At 63.6% G+C, this 20,288-nt stretch carries 15 protein-coding genes and 8 tRNA genes; 5 read left to right on the top strand and 18 right to left on the bottom strand.

Annotated elements, in window-relative coordinates; all coding sequences use genetic code 11:
* Window positions 1-133 precede the first annotated feature (133 nt).
* The 3 genes from ligA to smc form a co-directional block, all read right to left on the bottom strand.
* Complete coding sequence (gene ligA / locus ACUCV0_RS04410) at window positions 134-2,515, bottom strand: NAD-dependent DNA ligase LigA (RefSeq protein ID WP_482212090.1); 2,382 nt, start codon at window positions 2,513-2,515, stop codon at window positions 134-136.
* A 114-nt stretch (window positions 2,516-2,629) separates the two neighbouring features.
* Entirely contained in the window at window positions 2,630-3,529 is a 900-nt protein-coding gene (gene zipA, locus ACUCV0_RS04405; RefSeq protein ID WP_313649755.1) for a cell division protein ZipA, read from the bottom strand.
* A gap of 204 nt (window positions 3,530-3,733) precedes the next feature.
* Window positions 3,734-7,219, bottom strand: coding sequence for a chromosome segregation protein SMC (gene smc, locus ACUCV0_RS04400; protein WP_482212089.1), 3,486 nt, complete (start codon window positions 7,217-7,219; stop codon window positions 3,734-3,736).
* Between the two features lie 166 nt (window positions 7,220-7,385).
* Here smc and ACUCV0_RS04395 point away from each other — a divergent pair, with 166 nt between their 5' ends.
* A complete protein-coding gene (locus tag ACUCV0_RS04395) occupies window positions 7,386-8,378 on the top strand; it encodes a sulfate ABC transporter substrate-binding protein (protein WP_482212088.1) in 993 nt (330 codons plus the stop codon).
* Between the two features lie 91 nt (window positions 8,379-8,469).
* Here ACUCV0_RS04395 and ACUCV0_RS04390 read toward each other — a convergent pair.
* The 8 genes from ACUCV0_RS04390 to ACUCV0_RS04355 form a co-directional block, all read right to left on the bottom strand.
* Window positions 8,470-8,545: transfer RNA gene (locus ACUCV0_RS04390), tRNA-Gly, on the bottom strand.
* 4 nt (window positions 8,546-8,549) lie between these two features.
* Window positions 8,550-8,625, bottom strand: a tRNA-Glu gene (locus ACUCV0_RS04385).
* A gap of 64 nt (window positions 8,626-8,689) precedes the next feature.
* Window positions 8,690-8,765, bottom strand: a tRNA-Gly gene (locus tag ACUCV0_RS04380).
* Between the two features lie 4 nt (window positions 8,766-8,769).
* A tRNA-Glu gene (locus tag ACUCV0_RS04375) sits at window positions 8,770-8,845 on the bottom strand.
* A 64-nt stretch (window positions 8,846-8,909) separates the two neighbouring features.
* Window positions 8,910-8,985 (bottom strand) — tRNA-Gly (locus tag ACUCV0_RS04370).
* A gap of 4 nt (window positions 8,986-8,989) precedes the next feature.
* Window positions 8,990-9,065: transfer RNA gene (locus ACUCV0_RS04365), tRNA-Glu, on the bottom strand.
* 64 nt (window positions 9,066-9,129) lie between these two features.
* Window positions 9,130-9,205 (bottom strand) — tRNA-Gly (locus tag ACUCV0_RS04360).
* A gap of 5 nt (window positions 9,206-9,210) precedes the next feature.
* A tRNA-Glu gene (locus ACUCV0_RS04355) sits at window positions 9,211-9,286 on the bottom strand.
* Between the two features lie 171 nt (window positions 9,287-9,457).
* Here ACUCV0_RS04355 and ACUCV0_RS04350 point away from each other — a divergent pair.
* A complete protein-coding gene (locus tag ACUCV0_RS04350) occupies window positions 9,458-10,225 on the top strand; it encodes a hypothetical protein (RefSeq protein WP_237140586.1) in 768 nt (255 codons plus the stop codon).
* Window positions 10,226-10,249: 24 nt separating this feature from the next.
* Here the strand turns inward: ACUCV0_RS04350 and ACUCV0_RS04345 are convergent, their stop codons facing one another.
* The 4 genes from ACUCV0_RS04345 to msrB all read right to left on the bottom strand — a co-directional run bounded on the left by ACUCV0_RS04345 (window position 10,250) and on the right by msrB (window position 12,617).
* Window positions 10,250-10,738, bottom strand: coding sequence for a GAF domain-containing protein (locus ACUCV0_RS04345; RefSeq protein WP_059314561.1), 489 nt, complete (start codon window positions 10,736-10,738; stop codon window positions 10,250-10,252).
* Window positions 10,735-11,631, bottom strand: coding sequence for an ATP-binding protein (locus tag ACUCV0_RS04340; protein WP_420480501.1), 897 nt, complete (start codon window positions 11,629-11,631; stop codon window positions 10,735-10,737). Before ACUCV0_RS04340 ends, ACUCV0_RS04345 begins: the two co-directional genes overlap by 4 nt.
* Before the next feature lie 102 nt (window positions 11,632-11,733).
* Window positions 11,734-12,219, bottom strand: a complete 486-nt coding sequence (locus ACUCV0_RS04335; protein WP_059314559.1) for a glutathione peroxidase — start codon at window positions 12,217-12,219, stop codon at window positions 11,734-11,736.
* Complete coding sequence (gene msrB, locus ACUCV0_RS04330; protein WP_059314558.1) at window positions 12,216-12,617, bottom strand: peptide-methionine (R)-S-oxide reductase MsrB; 402 nt, start codon at window positions 12,615-12,617, stop codon at window positions 12,216-12,218. Before msrB ends, ACUCV0_RS04335 begins: the two co-directional genes overlap by 4 nt.
* A 155-nt stretch (window positions 12,618-12,772) precedes the next feature.
* Between msrB and ACUCV0_RS04325 the strand changes: the two genes are divergently transcribed.
* Window positions 12,773-13,984, top strand: coding sequence for a pyridoxal phosphate-dependent aminotransferase (locus ACUCV0_RS04325; RefSeq protein ID WP_313647987.1), 1,212 nt, complete (start codon window positions 12,773-12,775; stop codon window positions 13,982-13,984).
* Between the two features lie 182 nt (window positions 13,985-14,166).
* A complete protein-coding gene (gene htpX, locus ACUCV0_RS04320; RefSeq protein WP_059314556.1) occupies window positions 14,167-15,045 on the top strand; it encodes a protease HtpX in 879 nt (292 codons plus the stop codon).
* Window positions 15,046-15,084: 39 nt separating this feature from the next.
* Here htpX and ACUCV0_RS04315 read toward each other — a convergent pair whose 3' ends face one another.
* Together ACUCV0_RS04315 and ACUCV0_RS04310 are read right to left on the bottom strand one after the other, a co-directional pair.
* Complete coding sequence (locus ACUCV0_RS04315; protein ID WP_482212087.1) at window positions 15,085-16,260, bottom strand: vWA domain-containing protein; 1,176 nt, start codon at window positions 16,258-16,260, stop codon at window positions 15,085-15,087.
* Window positions 16,261-16,268: 8 nt separating this feature from the next.
* Window positions 16,269-17,102 (bottom strand): AAA family ATPase, encoded by an 834-nt coding sequence (locus tag ACUCV0_RS04310; protein ID WP_271655821.1) that lies wholly within the window; start codon window positions 17,100-17,102, stop codon window positions 16,269-16,271.
* Between the two features lie 111 nt (window positions 17,103-17,213).
* Between ACUCV0_RS04310 and cysK the strand changes: the two genes are divergently transcribed.
* Window positions 17,214-18,188, top strand: a complete 975-nt coding sequence (gene cysK / locus ACUCV0_RS04305) for a cysteine synthase A (protein ID WP_482212086.1) — start codon at window positions 17,214-17,216, stop codon at window positions 18,186-18,188.
* 116 nt (window positions 18,189-18,304) lie between these two features.
* Here cysK and ACUCV0_RS04300 read toward each other — a convergent pair whose 3' ends face one another.
* The gene (locus tag ACUCV0_RS04300; RefSeq protein WP_482212085.1) at window positions 18,305-20,161 is read right to left on the bottom strand and encodes a SurA N-terminal domain-containing protein; all 1,857 of its coding nucleotides are present in this window, start codon (window positions 20,159-20,161) and stop codon (window positions 18,305-18,307) included.
* Window positions 20,162-20,288 lie beyond the last annotated feature (127 nt).

Raw genomic sequence — 20,288 nt, 5'->3', positions numbered from 1 at the left:
GCCTCACCCTGAGGTGAGGTGCATCATTCTACGCGGTTGGGGCGAAGTTGCAAGTCTTACAAGGACTTAGCTGCAAGGTAACGCGGGAGATCGAAGGCTCAAAGCCGTCTACCCGCCCTGCCCCGCAGCGACGCTACCGGCCCTGGGCGTCGAGGATCTGCAGGAAGGCCGCCTCATCCAATACCTTCACCCCGAGCTCCGTGGCCTTGGTCAGTTTGGAGCCCGCCCCCGGGCCGGCGACCACCACGGCGGTCTTGGCCGACACCGAACCCGAGACCTTGGCCCCCAGGGCTTCCAGTCGCTCCTTGGCTTCATCGCGACTCATGGCCTCCAGCGTCCCGGTGAGCACCCAGGTCTGACCGGCGAAGGGCAATCCCTGCACAACCTGGCGCGTGCTATCCCAGTGCATGCCGAAGGCCTTGAGCTGTGCCTCGATGGTCAATGCCTTGGCTACCTTGTCCGCCTCGGCGAAGTATTCGCGCAGTCCCTGCTTAGCCCGCTCGTTGAGTCCCGCGAGCGTCTTGAAGGTCAGCCAGTCCTGGGAGCCCTCGATCAGCGCGGCCAGGCTGGGAAAGGCCGTGGCGAGGGTCTTGGCGCCGGTCTTGCCCAGATAGGGAATATGCAATTGGTCGAGGAAATCGGCGAAGCTGGCATAGCCGGAGAACTCGGCGTGGACCTCAGCCTCGTCGGCCAGCTCGATACCATTGGCCAGCAGCGCTTCCAGCACGTCACGGTTGTGCGTGGACTGGAAGAAGTTGTGGATCTCGAAGGCCACTTCAGGCCCGATATCGGGCAGATAGATCAGCACCTCGGGCAGCGCCTCGCGAATGCGCTGCAGACTGCCCAGGGCGCGCGCCAGGCGTTTGGCCGTCTCCTCACCCACCTCGGGAATCCCCAGGGCGAAGATGAAGCGGGCCAGCGCCGGCTTGCGACTGGCTTCGATGGCGGCTAATAGGTTGCGACTGGAAAGCTCGGCGAAGCCTTCGAGCTCGACGACCTGCTCGTAGGTCAGGGTGTACAGGTCGGCCGGCGACTTCACCAGGTCCCGGTCTACCAGTTGCTCGACGATGCGATCGCCCAGGCCATCGATGTCCATGGCCCGCCGCGAGGCGAAATGAATGATCGCCTGCTTGAGCTGGGCCTGGCAGGCCAGACGCCCCACGCAGCGATAGACCGCGCCCTCGCTCACCGACTCCTTGCCCTTGCCGCGCTTGATCAGCTGGGTGCGCTCCACCGCAGAACCGCATACCGGGCAATGGGTGGGGATCTCCACCGGCCGGGCATCCGCTGGCCGCCGCTCCGGTACCACCTGCATGATCTGCGGGATGACGTCCCCGGCGCGGCGCACGATCACGCTATCGCCGATCATCACCCCGAGGCGAGCGATCTCATCCATGTTGTGCAGGGTGGCGTTGGTCACGGTGACGCCCGCCACCTGTACCGGCTTGAGACGGGCGACCGGGGTGATGGCCCCGGTGCGCCCCACCTGGAATTCGACATTGAGCAGCTCGGTCAGCTCTTCGCGAGCGGGAAACTTGTGCGCCAGCGCCCAGCGCGGCTCCCGCGCGCGAAAACCCAGCTCACCCTGCCAGTCGAGACGGTTGACCTTGTAGACCACACCGTCGATCTCGTAGGCCAGGGCATCCCGCCGCTGGCCGATGTCCTGATAGTAGGCACGACAGCCCTCGGCGCCCTGCACCTTGCGCAGCTCCCGACTGATGGGAATGCCCCATTCCCGGAGCCGCTGCAGGATGTCGTACTGGGTCTCCGGCAGCGCCCCGCCTTCGACGCGACCAAAGCCATAGGCGCAGAACTCCAGCGGACGCTGGGCGGTGATGCGCGAATCCAGTTGGCGCAGACTACCGGCCGCGGCGTTACGCGGATTGGCGAAGGTCTTACCGCCGCTCTCCATGGCCCGGGCGTTGAGTGCCTCGAAGCCAGTGCGGGACATGAATACCTCGCCGCGCACCTCCAGCACCGCCGGCCAGCCTTCGCCCTGTAGGCGCAGCGGAATATTGCGGATGGTGCGGACATTGGCGGTGATGTCTTCGCCGGTGGTGCCGTCGCCACGGGTAGCGCCCCGGGTCAGTACGCCCTCCTCGTACAGCAGGCTGACGGCCAGGCCGTCGAGCTTGGGTTCACAGGTATATTCCACCCCCGAATCCGGTCCGGCGAAGTCGGTCTCGCCGAATTCCTCGCGCAGGCGCTTGCCGACGCTGCGGTCGAAGCCCTGCAGATTCTCGTCGGCGAAGGCATTGCCCAGGCTGAGCATGGGCACCTCGTGACGGATGGTGCCGAAGGCCGCCAGTGCCGAACCGCTAACCCTCTGGGTGGGCGAGTCGGGCGTCACCAATTCGGGATGCTCGGCCTCCAGGGCCTTGAGCTCGCCGAACAATCGGTCGTACTCGGCATCGGGCACGCTCGGCTCGTCCAGCACGTAATACCGGTAGTTGTGGGCGTCGATCTCGCTGCGCAGGGCGGCGATCCGGGTGACGGCATCTTGAGCGTCGGTCATGGCGGTCTCTCACTGTCGCCACCCAGAGGTGGCCCTGGCGCCACCAGCGGCGCCGCTACAAAGATTACAAACAAAAAGAGCAGCCGAGGCTGCTCTTGGTTCGCTCCGGCGCGATCAACGCTTTAGCATCAGGCTCTTGCGTTCGAAGTCGACGATGCGCTGACGATAGTGCTCGATGGTCTGAGCGGTCATGACGCTGCGCTGCTCGTCCTTCAACTCGCCATTGAGTTCCGACGAGAGCTTGCGCGCCGCAGCGACCATCAAATCGAAGGCCTGCTTGGGATGGCGCGGACCGGGCAGGCCCAGGAAGAAGCTCACCGCGGGGGTGTGGAAGTCGTCGATGGCGTCCAGGTCGAAGGTACCCGGACGTACGGCATTGGCCATGGAGAACAGCACCTCGCCATTGCCGGACATGCTCTCGTGACGATGGAAGATGTCCATGTCGCCGAATCTCAATCCGCTTTCGAGGATGTTCTGCAGCAGGGCCGGACCGGAGAAGCCCTTCTCGTCCCGGGAAATGACGTTGATCACCAGCACTTCGTCCACCGGTGCCATGGCGGCCTGGTTGCTGCCGCTGCTGACGGGCTCGCTGACCGGCTCGCGCTCGGGCGCCTTGGTGCTCAGCGGTCTTTCCTTGCGCGGCTTGTCCCGACCGCGGGTCACCACTTCATCGGAATCGGCCGCCAGGCCCGCGAGGCTTTCATCGCTGGCGGACAGGTCGAAGTTGTCGGCACTGGGTTCTTCACGACGCTCTTCGCGACGCTTGCGCTGGGTGGAGCGTGGCGGCGTCGGCTCGCCCGGGTCGTCCAACGACGGCTCCTTGGGCTCTACCACCCGCGTCGGACCGACGATTTCCGGATCCTCGTCCTCGTTTTCCGGATGATTGCTCAGCGACTGGTCAAGCTTGAACTTGAGCTTGCCCTTGCCGCTCATGCGACGCCAACCATCGAACAGAATACCGGCGATGACGATGACGCCGATGATGATCAGCCACTCGCGCAGACCCATATCCATGAAAAAGACATACCCCTGTAAAATAATGGACCGACATCCGTCGGGAAACTTTGGAAAGTCGACGCCCGCGAGGCCTTTCCAAAACGTCCGAAACCTACGCCAAGTCAGTGTTCTTCTTAGCTTTTTCTACTTACCGCTACCGCGGCCATAAGCTAGCACGACTACTGACAACTTTACACCGCCATGCCGCGAGGCTGTGGGTCACTAGGCATCGACCATGGCCACCGCCTCTTCCACGTCCACCGCCACCAGCCGTGAACACCCCGGCTCATGCATGGTAACGCCCAATAGCTGATCGGCCATTTCCATGGCGATCTTGTTGTGCGTGATGTAAATGAACTGCACCTTCTCCGACATGCTCTTGACCAAGCGGGCATAACGACCGACGTTGGCGTCATCCAGGGGGGCATCCACTTCATCGAGCATGCAGAACGGCGCCGGATTCAGCTGAAAGATGGCAAAGACCAGGGCCAGAGCCGTCAGCGCCTTCTCGCCACCCGACAACAAATGGATGGTGCTGTTCTTCTTGCCCGGCGGACGCGCCATGATCGCAACCCCGGTATCGAGTAAATCTTCCCCGGTAAGTTCCAGGTAGGCACTGCCGCCACCGAAAACTTTTGGGAACAATGCCTGCAGGCCGTGATTGATCTGGTCGAAGGTATCCTTGAAGCGATTTCGAGTTTCCCGATCGATCTTGCGGATGACACTTTCCAGGGTCTCCAACGCTTCCACCAGGTCGGCGTTCTGGGCGTCCAGATAGGTCTTGCGCTCGGCCTGCTGCTGATATTCGTCGATGGCCGCCAGGTTGATCGGTCCAAGCCGGGCGATCCGCGCCGCGACGGCTTCCAGCTGCTCCTCCCAGGCTGCCTCGCTGGCCTCCTCCGGCAGATTCGCGATCACCGTCGGCAGGTCATAGCCATCGGCTGCCAACTGCTCGGCGAAGCCGCTGCGGCGGGTCGCCAATCCCTGCCACTCCAGGCGGTGCTGCTCCAACTGGCCGCGCAGCAGCGTGGCCTGTTGCTCCGCCTGCAGACGCCGCCGCTCGAAATCGCGCAGTTCCCGATCGGCATCTTCCAGCGCCAGCCGCGCGGTACGCATCTCCTCGTCCACCTGAAGGCGTCGTTCGAGCAGCTCTTCCAGGCGCAGGCGCAACTCGTCGAGGGGCTCACCGCCCTCCTCCAGATTCAGACTGAGCTGCTCGCAGCGCTCACCGAGCCGTGCGGTCTGCAGCTCCAGACGCTCCAGTGCCTGAAGCGTGGACTGGCGCTGCGCCCTCAGGGTAGTCAGGCGCACCGTGAGCTGATGCAGTTGCTCCTGGGCCTGCCGCTGTCGCTGCCGCGCCGACTCCACCGCCTGCCGGTGGCGGTCGCGCTGCTCCTGGAGCTGGGCGCGCTGTTCGGTATCCACGGCCATGGCATCGAGGGCATCCTGCAGGCGCAGCCGGCACTCACCCAATTCTTCCTGCTCACGCGCCAGTTGCTGCTCGACATCGTTGAGATCGGCTTCCAGCTGCCGTCGACGAATGCTCAGCTGCTCAGCGCGTGCCTGCTGGGCAGACAGCTGGGCGCGAGACTCGGCCAGACGCTGCTGCTCCTGCTGCTGGCGCCGTCGCGCGTCTTCGCGCTCGCCCTCCAGCCGCTGCTGGGCCGCGCGACGATCCTCCAGGCGCTCCTCCTGCAGCACGAGCGCTTCGCTCAGCTCCAGGCGACGGGCCTGCAGCTCTTCCAGTTCACGACCGCGCGCTAGCACACTGCCCTCGGCGGCCTGGGCACGCCGCACGCGCAGGAAGTGCCGGGAGATCCAATAGCCTTCCGGGGTGATCAGGCTCTGCCCCGGCGCGAGAGCAGCCCGCCGCGCCAGGGCCTCGTCGTAGCTGCTCGCAACCAGCACCTGCCCCAGCCAGGGCGACAGGTCGCGCGGCGCCTGCACTTTTTCCAGCAGACTGCCCAGCGCGGCGGGTACCGGACCAGGCGACGCCAGGCTCAGGAAGCCGCTGGCGAAGGTGTCGACCCGTAGTGGCGCGAGGTCATCCAGGCAGACCGCCTGCAGATCGCTGCCCAGCACGGTTTCCACTGCCAGCTCCCAACCGGGAGTGACCTGCACGTCGTCCGCCAGCTGCGGCGCCTGAGTGAGACCCTCGGCCTCGAGCCACTGGGCAGCACCGGTATCAGGCGCCAGGGCGGCCTGCTGCAGAGCCTCCAGCGAGGCGATACGGCCTTCGAGCCGCTGCAACTCGCCCTGCCGCTGACTCTGTTCGCCCGCCAGCGCCAGCAATTCATCTCGCAGCTGTTGCAGGCCATCGGCGACCTGCAACTCCTGTTCAGCCAGGCCCTCCAGCAGCAATTCGTCTTCGGCGATCTGCTCTTCCAGCATGACCAGGCGCTCGGATGGGCCGTCTTCACCCAGCAGGGTGCGCTCGTCGCGTAGCCGGCGCTGCCGGTCCATGCCGCGCTCCAGACTCTGCTCCAGCGAGCGAATGCGCGCCTGCTGCACGTCCGCCTCCCGTTGCGGCTCGACACTCGCCGCACTGAGGGCCTCCCAGCGCTGCTGCCAGTCTGCCAGGGCCAGCTCCGCCTCTTCCAGCGCGGCGCTGCCCTCCTCGCCCAACTCACGTGCCGCCTCTTCCTCGGGCTCGAGCATCGCCAGCTCTTCTTCGAAGGTGGCGAGCAGCACCCGGTCGTGCTCGAGGTGGGATTCGGCTTCGCTACGGGCCTGCTCGGCTTCGCGCAGGTCGTCCTGCAGCTGGCGCTGGCGCTGCTGACCGTGCTGGATGGTCTGCTCCAGGCGGGCGATGTCGCCACCCAGGGAGTAGAAGCGGCCCTGCACCAGGTTGAAGGCCTCGCTCAGCTCATGATGGCCATCGCGCAGCCGTTCGATGCCGGCGTCTGCCTGGCGTTGCTCGGCGACCAGGGCTTCGAGGGCGGTTTCCTGGTCGCGGATCACCTTTTCGCGCTGCTCGACGCGGTTATCCAGCTCGCGCCAGCGCACCGCCTGCAACTGCGCCTTGAGCTGCCGCTCTTCCTGCTTGAAGGCCTGGAAGCGCTCGGCCGACTGCGCCTGGCGATGCAGCCGCTCCAGCTGACGCTCTAGCTCTTCGCGCAGGTCGGTCAGGCGGGCGAGATTCTCCTGGGTACGACGGATGCGATTCTCGGTCTCGCGACGCCGCTCCTTGTACTTGGAGATACCCGCCGCCTCTTCGATGTAGTGCCGCAGATCCTCCGGACGCGCCTCGATCAGCTTGGAGATCATCCCCTGCTCGATGATCGAATAGCTGCGCGGCCCCAGACCGGTACCGAGAAAGATGTCGGTGATATCGCGGCGGCGGCACTTGGTGCCGTTGAGGAAATAGGTATTCTGGCCTTCGCGGGTCACCCGGCGGCGAATGGAGATCTCCGCATAGCTGGCGTACTCGCCCACCAGGGTATGGTCGGAATTGTCGAAGATCAGCTCGATGGAAGCCTGGGATACGGGTTTGCGGCTGTTGGAACCGTTGAAGATGACGTCCGTCATCGACTCGCCGCGCAGGTTCTTGGCCGAGCTCTCGCCCATCACCCAGCGCACAGCGTCGATGATGTTCGACTTGCCGCAACCGTTGGGGCCGACCACCGCTGCCATGTTGCTCGGGAAATTCACCGTCGTCGGATCGACGAAGGATTTGAATCCCGCCAGCTTGATCGACCTCAACCGCATATCAGGAGCCCTTGTTCACCGCGCCGTGCCCAACCGCAGGCGAAAGGGCGAAAGTCTACCACTGGCGGCCCTGCCTGCCGTCGTCGCATTAGCTTATTTCCAGCCGTTCTGCCTGCCGCCGGGACGACAGGCTATAGTCCAGCATCCCTATCCGCAGGACGCCCCCATGAAGACCCTTCGCTTGACCCTGCTCGCGGCCTTGGCTGCCAGCACCCAGGCCCTCGCTGCCCCACCGCTGCTCAACGTCTCCTATGACGTGATGCGCGACTTCTACAAGGACTACAACCCGGCCTTCCAGGCGCATTGGAAAGCCGAGCACGGCGACACTCCGGTGATCCAGATGTCCCACGGCGGCTCCAGCAAGCAGGCTCGCGCGGTCATCGATGGCTTGCAGGCCGACGTCATCACCATGAACCAGGCCACCGACATCCAGGCGCTGGCCGACCGCGGCCTGGTGCCCAAGGACTGGGAAACCCGCCTACCCGATCGCAGCGCACCCTTCACCTCGGCCACGGTACTCATCGTGCGCCAGGGCAACCCCAAGGGTATCCACGACTGGTCCGACCTGCTAAAGGACGGCGTTGAAGTGATCGCGCCCAATCCCAAGACCTCCGGAAACGGTCGCTACACCTACCTTTCCGCCTGGACCTACGCCTTGCGCCAGCCGGGCGGGGATGAGCAGAAGGCCCGCGCCTTTGTCGCCGACCTGTTCAAGCATGTGCCCATCCTGGATACCGGCGGCCGCGCCGCTACCACCACCTTCATGAAGAACCAGCAGGGCGATGTCCTGGTGACCTTCGAGAACGAAGCCGAGATGATCGCCCGGGAGTTCGGCCGGGGCGGCTTCGAAGTGGTCTACCCGAGCATCTCGGTGCAGGCCGAGCCACCGGTGAGCGTGGTCGACAGCGTCGTCGACAAGAAAGGTACCCGCGCCGAGGCCGAGGATTACCTCAAATATCTCTGGTCCGACGAAGGCCAGAAGATCGCCGCGCAAAACTTCCTGCGCCCTCGCAATACCCAGATCCTGGCGCAGTACGCCGACCGCTTTCCCACGCTCGAGCTGGTGGATGCTCAAAAGGAATTCGGCCCCTGGAGCGGCATCCAGAAGACCCACTTCGCCGATGGCGGTGTTTTCGACCAGATCTATACGCCCCAGTAAGCCTGCCTCGCCCGGCCTCGCGCCGGGCGCCTGGAGCAGCCAAAAAACGCACAAACAAAAACACCGCCCGGAGGCGGTGTTTTTGTTTATTTGGAGCGGGAAACGAGACTCGAACTCGCGACCCCGACCTTGGCAAGGTCGTGCTCTACCAACTGAGCTATTCCCGCAATGTGGCGTCCCCTAGGGGACTCGAACCCCTGTTACCGCCGTGAAAGGGCGGTGTCCTAGGCCACTAGACGAAGGGGACGAAACCTCTTTCCGCAAGGTCTTTCACCTCGCATCCAACTGTAACGAAACGGCTGGATTATGTTTGGAGCGGGAAACGAGACTCGAACTCGCGACCCCGACCTTGGCAAGGTCGTGCTCTACCAACTGAGCTATTCCCGCAATATGGCGTCCCCTAGGGGACTCGAACCCCTGTTACCGCCGTGAAAGGGCGGTGTCCTAGGCCACTAGACGAAGGGGACGAAACCTCTTTCCGCAAGGCCTTTCACCTTGCATCCGCCTGCCCTTGAGCAACCGGATTGTATTTGGAGCGGGAAACGAGACTCGAACTCGCGACCCCGACCTTGGCAAGGTCGTGCTCTACCAACTGAGCTATTCCCGCAATATGGCGTCCCCTAGGGGACTCGAACCCCTGTTACCGCCGTGAAAGGGCGGTGTCCTAGGCCACTAGACGAAGGGGACGAAACCTCTTTCCGCAAGGCCTTTCACCTTGCATCCGCCTGCCCTTGAGCAACCGGATTGTATTTGGAGCGGGAAACGAGACTCGAACTCGCGACCCCGACCTTGGCAAGGTCGTGCTCTACCAACTGAGCTATTCCCGCAATTTTGGCGTCCCCTAGGGGACTCGAACCCCTGTTACCGCCGTGAAAGGGCGGTGTCCTAGGCCACTAGACGAAGGGGACCAGGTAGAATCCCTGAGGACTCTGGCCTACCACTCGGCTGACGCTTGCCGCCGTTGGGAGTGCGCGCATTCTAGGGAGCCTTACCCTGGGCGTCAATAGCTGATTAAATACTTTTCAAATCAACGACTTCGCTCGTACGACAAACGGCGGGCAAGCACCATGGAGAAGGTCATGTCCTCAACGATGATTGCAGCGGTAGTGGGACTTGGCATCCTTCTGGTGATCATGATCGCCTTCGTCAACCAGAAGCTCGAAGCGGGACGGCTGGAAAAGCAGCGGCTGGTCGCCGATCTCACCGACCGGATCAAGCGTTGCGCCCAGTTGTCCGGCAGCCTGCCGGGCCAGCTGATGACACCGGCGCTCAAGCAGCTGTTTCATCGCATCGAACTGGGATTGATCGCCCGCCTCGCCGCCTTGCAGACTCCTTCCGCCAGCCTGACCGCGCGCAAGACCGAACTGGAAGAAGCCCTGGCCAAGGGCGATGACATCGAACTCACCAATGCCGCCCGGCCGGTGCATACCGAGGCTCGGGTCAAGGAAGTCCGCGGCTATATGGAGATGCTGCATGCACTCGTCGCCCACGCCAACCAGATCGGCATTCTCGATGGCCAGGAAGCGCAGCGCTGGGTAGGCGAGATGCGCTATCTACTCACCGTGACCTATGTGGAGTTCTTCCGCTATCAGGCCGAACAGCAGATCAAGACCGACCACTACATCCAGGCACGCCAATCGTACGAACGGGCGATCATGCAGATTCGCAAGCAGCAGCAACCCGAGCGCTACACCGAGTTGCTGGCCCATCTGGAAGAACAGATCGCTCAGGTGAAACGTCAGCAGAGCGAACTGGCCGAGCAGGCCAGCAGCAGCGCCAACGAGCTGTCGGACAGCGTGGATACCCTCAAGGACGACAGCTGGCGCAAGAAGAACGACTACGAGTGAGGGCTTCCCTGTCCTCCCCTGGGATCAGCAGTCGGTGGCAGCCATGAAGGCCGCCACCAGGCTTTCGATGCCCGCTTGATCCGCCGCACTGAAGCGTCCTGGATTCGGGCTGTCGAGATCTAGCACGCCGATCAGGCGACCTTCCTGGATCAACGGAACCACTAGTTCGCTACGCGAAGCAGCGTCACAGGCGATATGCCCGGGAAAGGCATGGACGTCCTCGACGCGCTGGGTACGGCGCTCCCGGGCGGCCGCGCCGCATACACCCTTGCTGAAGGGAATGCGCATGCAGGCCACCTTGCCCTGGAAGGGTCCGAGCAGCAGCTGGTCCTGACCCTCGACGAAATAGAAGCCGGCCCAATTCAGGTCCGGCACTTCCTGGTAGATGAAGGCCGACAGCTGGGCGGCATTGGCCACCAGATTGCGCTCACCGGCCAGCAGGGCCTCGACCTGGGCCGCCAACATGGCGTAGCCCTCTAGTCCTGCACCTACGCCCGTCAGTTCTACGGTCATGCTTTCTCCAATAGCTTGAGCCCGACCCATTGCCGGGCGAATTGATAGGCACAGCGGCCATTGCGGTTGCCGCGGCCGGAGGCCCAGCGAATGGCCTCGCGGTCGGCGTCTTCCGACCACTCCAGCTCCACCCCGGACTTGCCGGCCAGGGTCGTGCACCAGTGGCGAACAACGGCGAGATAGTGATCCTGGGTAAAGGGATAGAAGGACAGCCACAGACCGAAACGGTCCGACAGCGCGATCTTGTCCTCGGCCGCCTCACTCGGGTGCAGTTCGCCGTCGACGTGCTCCCAGTTGGCGTTGTCGCTCTGCCGCTCGGCCACCAGGTGACGACGATTGGAGGTGGCATAGAGCAGGACGTTGTCCGGCGCCTGCTCCAGCGAGCCATCGAGCACGCTCTTGAGCACTCGATAATCGTCACTGCCGGCGTCGAAGGACAGGTCGTCGCAGAACACCACGAAGCGCTGCGCTTGCCCGGCGAGCTGCTCTACCGCACGCGGCAGATCGGCGAGATCATCGCGTTCGATTTCGATCAGGCGCAGGCCCTGCCCCGCGTATTCCGCCAGCAGGGCACGGATCAGCGACGACTTGCCGGTACCGCGAGCCCCCCACAGCAGGGTGTGGTTGGCCGGCAGTCCGGCGACGAATTGGCGGGTATTGCGAGCGAGCTGGTCGCGTTGCCGATCGATACCCAGCAGATCGGCCAGCCGCAACTCCAGGTTGACCTCGAGCGGCTGCAGGTAGCCGCCATGGCCTTCACGGCGCCAGCGTGCGGCATAGCAGTGCTGCCAATCCAGAGATTCGCGACGATGGGGCAGCAGGGGCTCCAGGCGCTCGAGCACCTGGCGGGCCTGGAGCAAAAAGTCTTCTAGGGAGGCACTCACAGGAAACATCCTTGACGACGAAAAAGGGAAGCGGACAAGGCACCCTCCATGGAAGGCGCTTTAATCGTATTACTTTTCAATCCAATTGAAAGCCCTTGTCGAGATCCGGAGCTAACGCGCCAGGGCCCGGCGGATGTGCTTGTCCAACTGGGAAGGCCGAGTGATGGGGGCAAAGCGCTGCACCCGCCCTCGCTCCGGAGTGATCAGGAACTTGGTGAAGTTCCAGCGGATAGCGGTTCCGAGCAATCCTGGCGCCGCGCGCTTCAAGGCGTTGAACAAGGGGTGGGCCGCTTCGCCATTGACGTCGAGCTTGGCCATGACTGGAAAGCTGACCCCGAAGCGGGTCACGCAGAAGTTCTGAATCTCGGCGTTGCTTCCCGGCTCCTGGCCGCCGAATTGATTGCAGGGAAAGACGATCACGCGCAAGCCGTCGGCAAGATAGCGCTGCTGCAATTCCTCGAGCCCGGCGTACTGGCGGGTGAAACCGCAGCGACTGGCGGTATTGACCACCAGATAGGCTCGGGCCGTCCAGTCCGCCAGGCACGCCTGCTGGCCGTCCGCCGTCTGGAAGGGTAACTGCAGAATCTCTGAGATCACGCGGTTTCTCTGGGCTGGAGATCAAGGGCGACGGAATTGATGCAGTAGCGCAGGCCGGTCGGCGGCGGGCCGTCGGGAAAGACGTGCCCCAGATGGGCGTCGCAGCGGGCGCAGAGTACCTCGACCCGGTGCATGCCATGGCTGAAGTCTTCTTTTTCGCGCACGGCCTCGGCGTCGATGGGCGCGTAGTAACTCGGCCAACCGCAACCGGAATCGAACTTGGTGCTGGAGTCGAACAACGCTAGCTCACAGCAGGCGCAGCGATAGACGCCAGGCGTCTTGGTGTTGCAGTAGGCACCGGTATAGGGCGCCTCGGTAGCCGCCAGGCGGCACACGCGAAACTGATCATCGGTCAGACGCTCGCGCCAGTCTTCTGGGCTACGCTGTACTTTTTCCATGGTGACCTCTCTGGATGCCGGCGCATCTTTTGTAACAGGCGATGCAGCCGTATGATTCCCGCTCAGTCTGGCATCCACCCCCGGATGCTGCCAAGCGCCGGTCGGCGTCCGCCTTCACCGAGTCTTTCTCGCCCTTTTCCAGGATTCATTTCCCCATGCAGGTCTCCAAGTCGAACAAGCTCGCCAATGTCTGCTACGACATCCGCGGTCCGGTCCTCAAGCATGCCAAGCGCCTCGAAGAGGAAGGCCACCGCATCCTGAAGCTCAACATCGGCAACCCGGCGCCCTTCGGCTTCGAGGCGCCGGAGGAAATCCTGCAGGACGTCATCCGCAACCTGCCGACCGCCCAGGGCTATAGCGACTCCAAGGGGCTGTTCAGCGCGCGCAAGGCGGTCATGCAGTATTGCCAGCAGAAGCGCATCGAAGGTGTCGGCATCGAAGACATCTATCTGGGCAATGGCGTCTCCGAACTGATCGTCATGGCCATGCAGGCGCTGCTCAACAACAACGACGAGGTGCTTATCCCGGCGCCGGACTACCCCCTGTGGACAGCGGCGGTCAGCCTCGCGGGCGGCAAGCCGGTGCACTACCTGTGCGACGAACAGGCTGGCTGGTTCCCGGACCTGGCCGACATGGAAGCCAAGATCACCAGCAACACCAAGGCCCTGGTGCTGATCAACCCCAACAACCCCACCGGCGCGGTCTATTCCAAGGAAGTACTGGAAGGCATCGTCGAGCTGGCCCGGCGGCACAATCTGGTGCTGTTCTCCGACGAGATCTACGACAAGATTCTCTACGACGAAGCCCAGCACATCTCCACCGCCTCCCTGGCGCCGGACGTCCTGTGCCTGACCTTCAACGGCCTGTCCAAGTCCTATCGCGTGGCTGGCTTCCGCTCGGGCTGGCTGATCGTCTCGGGGCCCAAGCACCGCGCCCACAGCTATATCGAGGGCCTCGACATCCTCGCCAACATGCGCCTGTGCGCCAATGTCCCGGCCCAGCACGCCATCCAGACGGCGCTGGGTGGCTACCAGAGCATCAACGACCTGGTCCTGCCGGCCGGTCGCCTGCTGGAGCAGCGCAACCGCACCTGGGAATTGCTCAACGCCATCCCCGGCGTCAGCTGCGTCAAGCCGATGGGCGCGCTCTATGCCTTCCCGCGGATCGACCCCAAGGTCTGCCCCATCCACAATGACGAGAAGTTCGTCCTGGACCTGCTGCTGTCGGAGAAGCTGCTAGTGGTGCAGGGCACCGCGTTCAACTGGCCCTGGCCCGACCACTTCCGGGTCGTCACCCTGCCCCGCGTCGACGATCTGGAGCAGGCCATCGGCCGCATCGGCAACTTCCTGGGTGGCTATTCCCAGTAGAGCAAAGCATTTCCGCGTCTTTCACCGGTTGCCGCCCCTGAAGGCGTCAGCCGGCACAGGCGCTCGCCCCCTCGCCCGCCTGGCCAACGGACGACACAGTTTGCAATAGTGGAAACGTTGAATGGATCGGGGCCGAACCTTATATAGCCGGCAGATAAACCTGTGAGGAGCTGTACCCCACCATGATGCGCATTCTGTTGTTTCTGGCTACCAACCTGGCGGTGCTGATCGTTGCTAGCATCACCTTGAAGGTGCTTGGCGTGGATCGCTACACCGGTCAGAACCATGGCAGTCTGCTGGTGTTCTGTGCCGTATTCGGTTTCGCCGGCTCGCTGGTCTCGCTGTTCATCTCCAAGTGGATGGCGAAGATGAGCACCCGTACCGAGGTCATCAGCCAGCCGCGTACCCGTCATGAGCAGTGGCTGCTGCAGACGGTGGAAGAGCTGGCTCGCGAGGCCGGCATCAAGACCCCCGAGGTCGGCATCTTCCCGGCCTACGAGGCCAACGCCTTTGCCACCGGCTGGAACCGCAACGACGCCCTGGTCGCGGTCAGCCAGGGACTGCTGGAGCGCTTCTCGCCTGACGAGGTGCGTGCGGTGCTGGCCCACGAGATCGGCCACGTCGCCAATGGCGACATGGTGACCCTGGCCTTGATCCAGGGCGTGGTGAACACCTTCGTGATGTTCTTTGCGCGGATCTTCGGCAACTTCGTCGACAAGGCCATCTTCAAGAACGAAGAAGGCCACGGGATCGCCTACTTCGTGACCACCATCGTCGCCGAGCTGGTACTGGGCATCCTGGCCAGCATCATCGTCATGTGGTTCTCGCGCAAACGCGAATTCCGCGCCGACGAAGCCGGTGCGCGCCTGGCCGGTCCCAACGCCATGATCGGCGCCTTGCAGCGCCTGCGCGCCGAGCAGGGCATCCCGGTGCAGATGCCCGACACCCTGAACGCCTTCGGCATCAATGGCTCGCTGAAGAACGGCCTGGCCGGTCTGCTGATGAGCCACCCGCCACTGGAAGACCGCATCGAAGCCCTGCGCCGCTACGGTCAGCGCTAAGCGCGAGCGATGAAAAAACCCGGCTTCGGCCGGTTTTTTTCATGGGCGGGTCAAGGACCGGATGGCATCCCCCAGCCCCTCGCCGGTCAGGGGAAACATGCGCTGGGCAATGAGGTCGCGGAGCAGCTGGATCGAGGTGCTGCTGGCCCAGCCATCCTGCGGATAGGGATTGAGCCAGACCGCCCGGGGGAAATGCTGGCAGAGCCGCTGGATCCAAAGCGCGCCAGGTTCTTCGTTCCAATGCTCGACGCTGCCGCCGGGATGGGTGATCTCATAGGGCCCCATGCTGGCGTCGCCTACGATCACCAGGCGATAGTCCGCTCCGTAGCGGCGCAGCAGCTCGGCGGTCGCCAGACCTTCCTCGTGTCGACGGGCATTATCGCGCCAGACCCGTTCGTAGACGCAATTGTGGAAGTAGTAGTATTCCAGGTGGCGAAACTCGAGGCGACAGGCGCTGAACAGCTCGGTGCACAGGCGTACGTGCAGATCCATGGAACCCCCGACATCGAGCAACAGGAGCACCTTGGTGGCATTGTGTCGCTCAGGGCGATAGCGCACGTCCAGCAACCCACCCTCCCGGGCCGTCGCGGCCACGGTGCCCTCCAGGTCGAACTCCGCCGCCGCGCCCTGGCGAGCGAAGCGACGCAGCCGGCGCAGGGCCAGTTGCAGGTTGCGTCTGTCCAGGGGCGCGCGGTCGTCCAGATTGCGGTAGTCCCGCTGCTCCCAGACCTTGGCCGCCCGCCCCTGACGAGTACCGGCCTCACCAACGCGTACGCCAAAGGGATTGTAGCCACCGCTGCCGAAGGGACTGGTACCGCCCGTGCCTATCCACTTGTTGCCACCGGCATGGCGCTCACGCTGTTCGGCGAGCCGCTGCTGCAGGGTATCGAGCAATTCGTCGAGGCCACCCAGGGCCTGAAGTCGCTGGCGATCCTCGTCGGAAAGCAATCGCTGCAGTTCCAACCGCAACCAGTCCGCGGGAATCGCCTGCGTCTCCGACAGACGCTCCGACCTGGCCATCTCACCGGCATAGATCTGGTCGAAACGGTCGAAGAAGCGCTCGTCCTTGACCAGCACTGCCCGCGCCAGCAGATAGAAGGCCTCGGGATCGGCGACGGCGAGACCGGCGTCCAGTGCGGCATGCAGATCCAGCAATTCGCCCAGGGACACCGGAATGCCAGCGGCCCTCAGGCGCGTGAAGAAGTCGAGGAACATGCCGGTTCTCAGCTCCGCCGACGACGCATGAACGCCTGGCGCTCGAGCAGCTGCAGGTCTTGCTCGTTCTTCAACAGGGCGCCCGCCAGAGGTGGCAGGCCACCCTCCGCATGCAACCCCTGTTGCGCCTGCTCGTCACCCAGCAACAGCGCCAGCCAGTCCACCAGCTCCGAGGTGGACGGCTTTTTCTTCAGGCCCGAGACGTTGCGCAGATCATAGAAGAGATCCAGGGCTTCCCTGACCAGCCGACCCTGGAGGTCGGGGTAGTGGACCTGGACGATGCGCTCAAGGGTGTCGCGCTCCGGAAAACGAATGAAATGAAAGAAGCACCGGCGCAGGAAGGCGTCCGGCAGCTCCTTCTCATTGTTGGAGGTGATGATGATGACCGGCCTCCGCTCGGCGCGAATGGTCTCCCCCGTCTCGTAGACATGGAACTCCATGCGGTCGAGCTCCAGCAGCAGGTCGTTGGGAAACTCGATGTCGGCCTTATCGATCTCGTCGATCAGCAGCACCACCGGCTCCTCAGCGGTGAAGGCATCCCACAGTTTGCCGGGCTTGATGTAGTTCGCGACCTCCTGCACCCGGGGATCGCCCAGCTGGGAATCGCGCAGGCGACTCACGGCGTCGTATTCGTAGAGCCCTTGCTGCGCCTTGGTGGTGGACTTGACGTGCCAGGTGATAAGACGTGCGCCCTGGCTCTGGGCCACCTGCTCGGCCAGCAGGGTCTTGCCGGTGCCGGGCTCACCCTTCACCAGGAGTGGACGTCCCAATTGAATGGCGGCATTGACCGCCAGACTGAGCTCGGCCGTGGCCACATAACGCTCGGTACCCTGAAAGGCCATTATCGATCCTCTAGCAGCTGTTTCGCCTGACGATAGCACGCCGTGCCTGGGCTGGACGCCATCGGACGCAAGGCCTAGGCTGCGAGTTTTCCGCGCCGTACAGGATCCGCCATGAGCCGCATCTTCGCTGACAATGCCCAGTCCATCGGTAATACGCCGCTGGTCTACATCAATCGCCTCGGCCCCAAGGGCGTCACCCTGCTCGCCAAGATCGAGGGACGCAACCCGGGCTATTCGGTCAAATGCCGCATCGGTGCCAACCTGATCTGGGACGCCGAAGCCAAGGGCCTGCTCAAGCCCGGCATGAGCCTGGTGGAGCCGACCTCGGGTAATACCGGTATCGGCCTGGCCTATGTCGCCGCCGCCCGTGGCTATCGCCTGGTGCTGACCATGCCCGCCTCCATGAGTCTGGAGCGACGCAAGGTCCTGAAGGCACTGGGTGCGGAGCTGGTCCTGACCGAACCGGCCAAGGGCATGAAGGGCGCCATCGACAAGGCGCGGGAGATCGCCGAAAGCGGGCCCGATCGCTACTTCATGCCGCAGCAGTTCGATAATCCGGCCAATCCGGCCATCCATGAAAAGACCACCGGCCCGGAAATCTGGAACGATACCGATGGTGCCATCGACGTACTGGTAGCCGGCGTCGGTACCGGTGGTACCCTGACCGGCATCTCGCGCTTCATCAAGAACACCAAGGGCAAGCCGATCCTCTCGGTCGCCGTGGAGCCGGAAACCTCGCCGGTCATCAGCCAGACCCTTGCCGGTGCGGAAGTGAAACCCAGCCCGCACAAGATTCAGGGCATCGGGGCCGGCTTCGTACCCGGCAACCTGGACCTCGCCATGGTCGATCGCGTCGAGCAGGTAAGCGATGAGCAAGCCAAGTTGATGGCCCAGCGCCTGATGCGCGAGGAAGGCATCCTCTGCGGCATCTCCTGCGGTGCCGCCATGGCTGCGGCGGTCCGTATGGCCGAGACGCCGGAGATGCAGGGCAAGACCATCGTGGTCATCCTGCCGGATTCCGGCGAGCGCTATCTGTCGACCATGCTCTTCGACGACCTGTTCGACGAGCATGAACTCGTCCAGTAGAACGCCGGCAACGAGCCTCCTCCTCCCTTCCCGGCCTCTGGCCTGGCAGGCCGCACGGCACCCGGCGCTCTGGATGCCCCTCAAGAAAAAGCCCGGTTTCCCGGGCTTTTTTCGTATCAGAGATGCTTGATCTCGGCCTTGGCATCCAGGGCCCGGCGATAGGCCGCGAAGTCGACCTGTCCGGCCCGCGAGGCCAGGTAGCGACGATAGAGCGCCTTGTCCTCGGCACTCAGGGCTTCCTTGGGTACCCCGACGCCCTGCAGGCGCAGCAGCACGAAGTCGCCGTTCCGCAGGCTGATACCGGCATAGGACGGCTTGTCGGCTTCCGGCTTGGCCATGCGGAACACCGCTTGCAGTACCTGGGGATCGACGCCCTCCTGATTGCGGGTAGCCGCCTCGACGGTGCGCCAGTCGCCTGCCGGCGCCTTACCGCCGTCACGCAGGGCCTTGAGCTGCTCTTCGCCAGTCTGCTTGGCGACGGCCGTGGCCTTTTCCTGGCTCAAGCGGGTCACGATCTCTTTCTTGACCGCGTCCAGGGGCTGCAGCTGTGGCGTGCGGTGCTCCTTGTCGCGAATGACCACCAGGGTATCCGGATCCAGCTGCAAGGCGGCGCTGTTGGCACCGTTGCGCAGCACGTCCTCGCTGAAAGCCGCCTCGATCACCTGACGATTGGCAGTGAGACCCTCACCACCCTCACGACCGAAGGGAGCACTGGTCTTGACCTTAAGGCCTTGCTCCTGGGCCGGCTGGCTCAGGTCGGAGGCCTCATAGGCAGAGCTTTCCAGCTTACGACCTGCTTCGACGAACAGCCGATCAGCGTCTTCCGCCTTCAGCTGCTGCTCCAGGCGTGGCCGAACGCTGGCCAGGGTGGGCACTTCCGGCGCCTGGACCCCTTGCAGCTGGATCAGATGCCAGCCGAAGCTGGTGCGCACCGGCGCGGATACCTGATGCGGCGCGAGGGCATACAGCGCCTCTTCGAAGGCCGGGTCGTAGACACCGCGACCGGCAAAGCCCAGGTCACCGCCATTGGCTGCCGAGCCCGGATCCTGGGAGAACTCCTTGGCGAGCTTGGCGAAGTCCTCACCCTTGCTCAGGCGCTCCTGGATTTGCTTGATCTTGGCCTTGGCCTGCTCGTCATTCTGCTTGTCGTTGACCTCGATGAGGATATGAGCAGCGTCACGCTGCTCCGACAGATTAGCGATTTCGGACTTGTAGGCCGCCTGCAGGCGGCTTTCGTCCACCTTGGCCTTGGCCAGGAAGGCGTCCTTCTTCAGCTCCACGTACTCGATGACCACCTGCTCGGGCGTCATGAAGTCATTCTTGTGGCTGTCGTAGTACGCCTGAATCTCCTCCTGCGTCGGCACGATACCGCTGGTGGAAGCCTTGACGGTACGCATGGCGAAGTCACGGGTCTGGCGCTCGAGGGCCGCGAAGGTCTCGATATCGGCATCGGTAACGAAATTGCTGCCGACGATGCCGGCGCGCAGCTGACCGATCAGCATCTCGTCACGCAGCAGATCCCGGAATTGCAGGCGGTTGTAGTTCATCTGGCGAACGGCCTGATCGAAGCGCTGGGGATCGAAACGCCCTTCGGTCTGGAATTCGGGGGTGTTGAGGATCAGCTGATCCAGCGCCTGTTCGGAGAAGGCGAAGCGATCGGCCTTGGCGCTCTGCAGCAGCAACTGCTTGTCGATCAGCGCCTTTAGGGCGGACTCACGCAGCAGGCGGTCATCCAGAGTGGACGGATCGAACCCCTGCCCCAGTTGCTGTTGCAGCTGGCGACGCTGCATTTCCACGGCCTGGGCCAGCTCCGTCTGCTTGATCTCGTCGCCGTTGACCAGGGCAACGGCGCCCTGGTGACCCGTCGCACGAATGATCGCTTCGAAGCCGGTCAATGCCATCAGCAGGATGATGAATCCGATGATGACTTTGGCAATCCATCCCTGCGAACGGTCCCTGATGTTTTGTAGCATGTTCCCCCCACGAGCTGTGGCCAGACCGGCCATGGCGAAATCGTCGAATAGCAAATAGCGAAAAGGCGCATCTCGAGATGCGCCTTTTCGTCGATCAAGGACCTTGCATCCAGCAGGACGGCGGAAC

Source organism: Pseudomonas sp. VMV1 (assembly GCF_056790235.1).
This window is presented reverse-complemented; position numbering and strand designations above follow the sequence as displayed.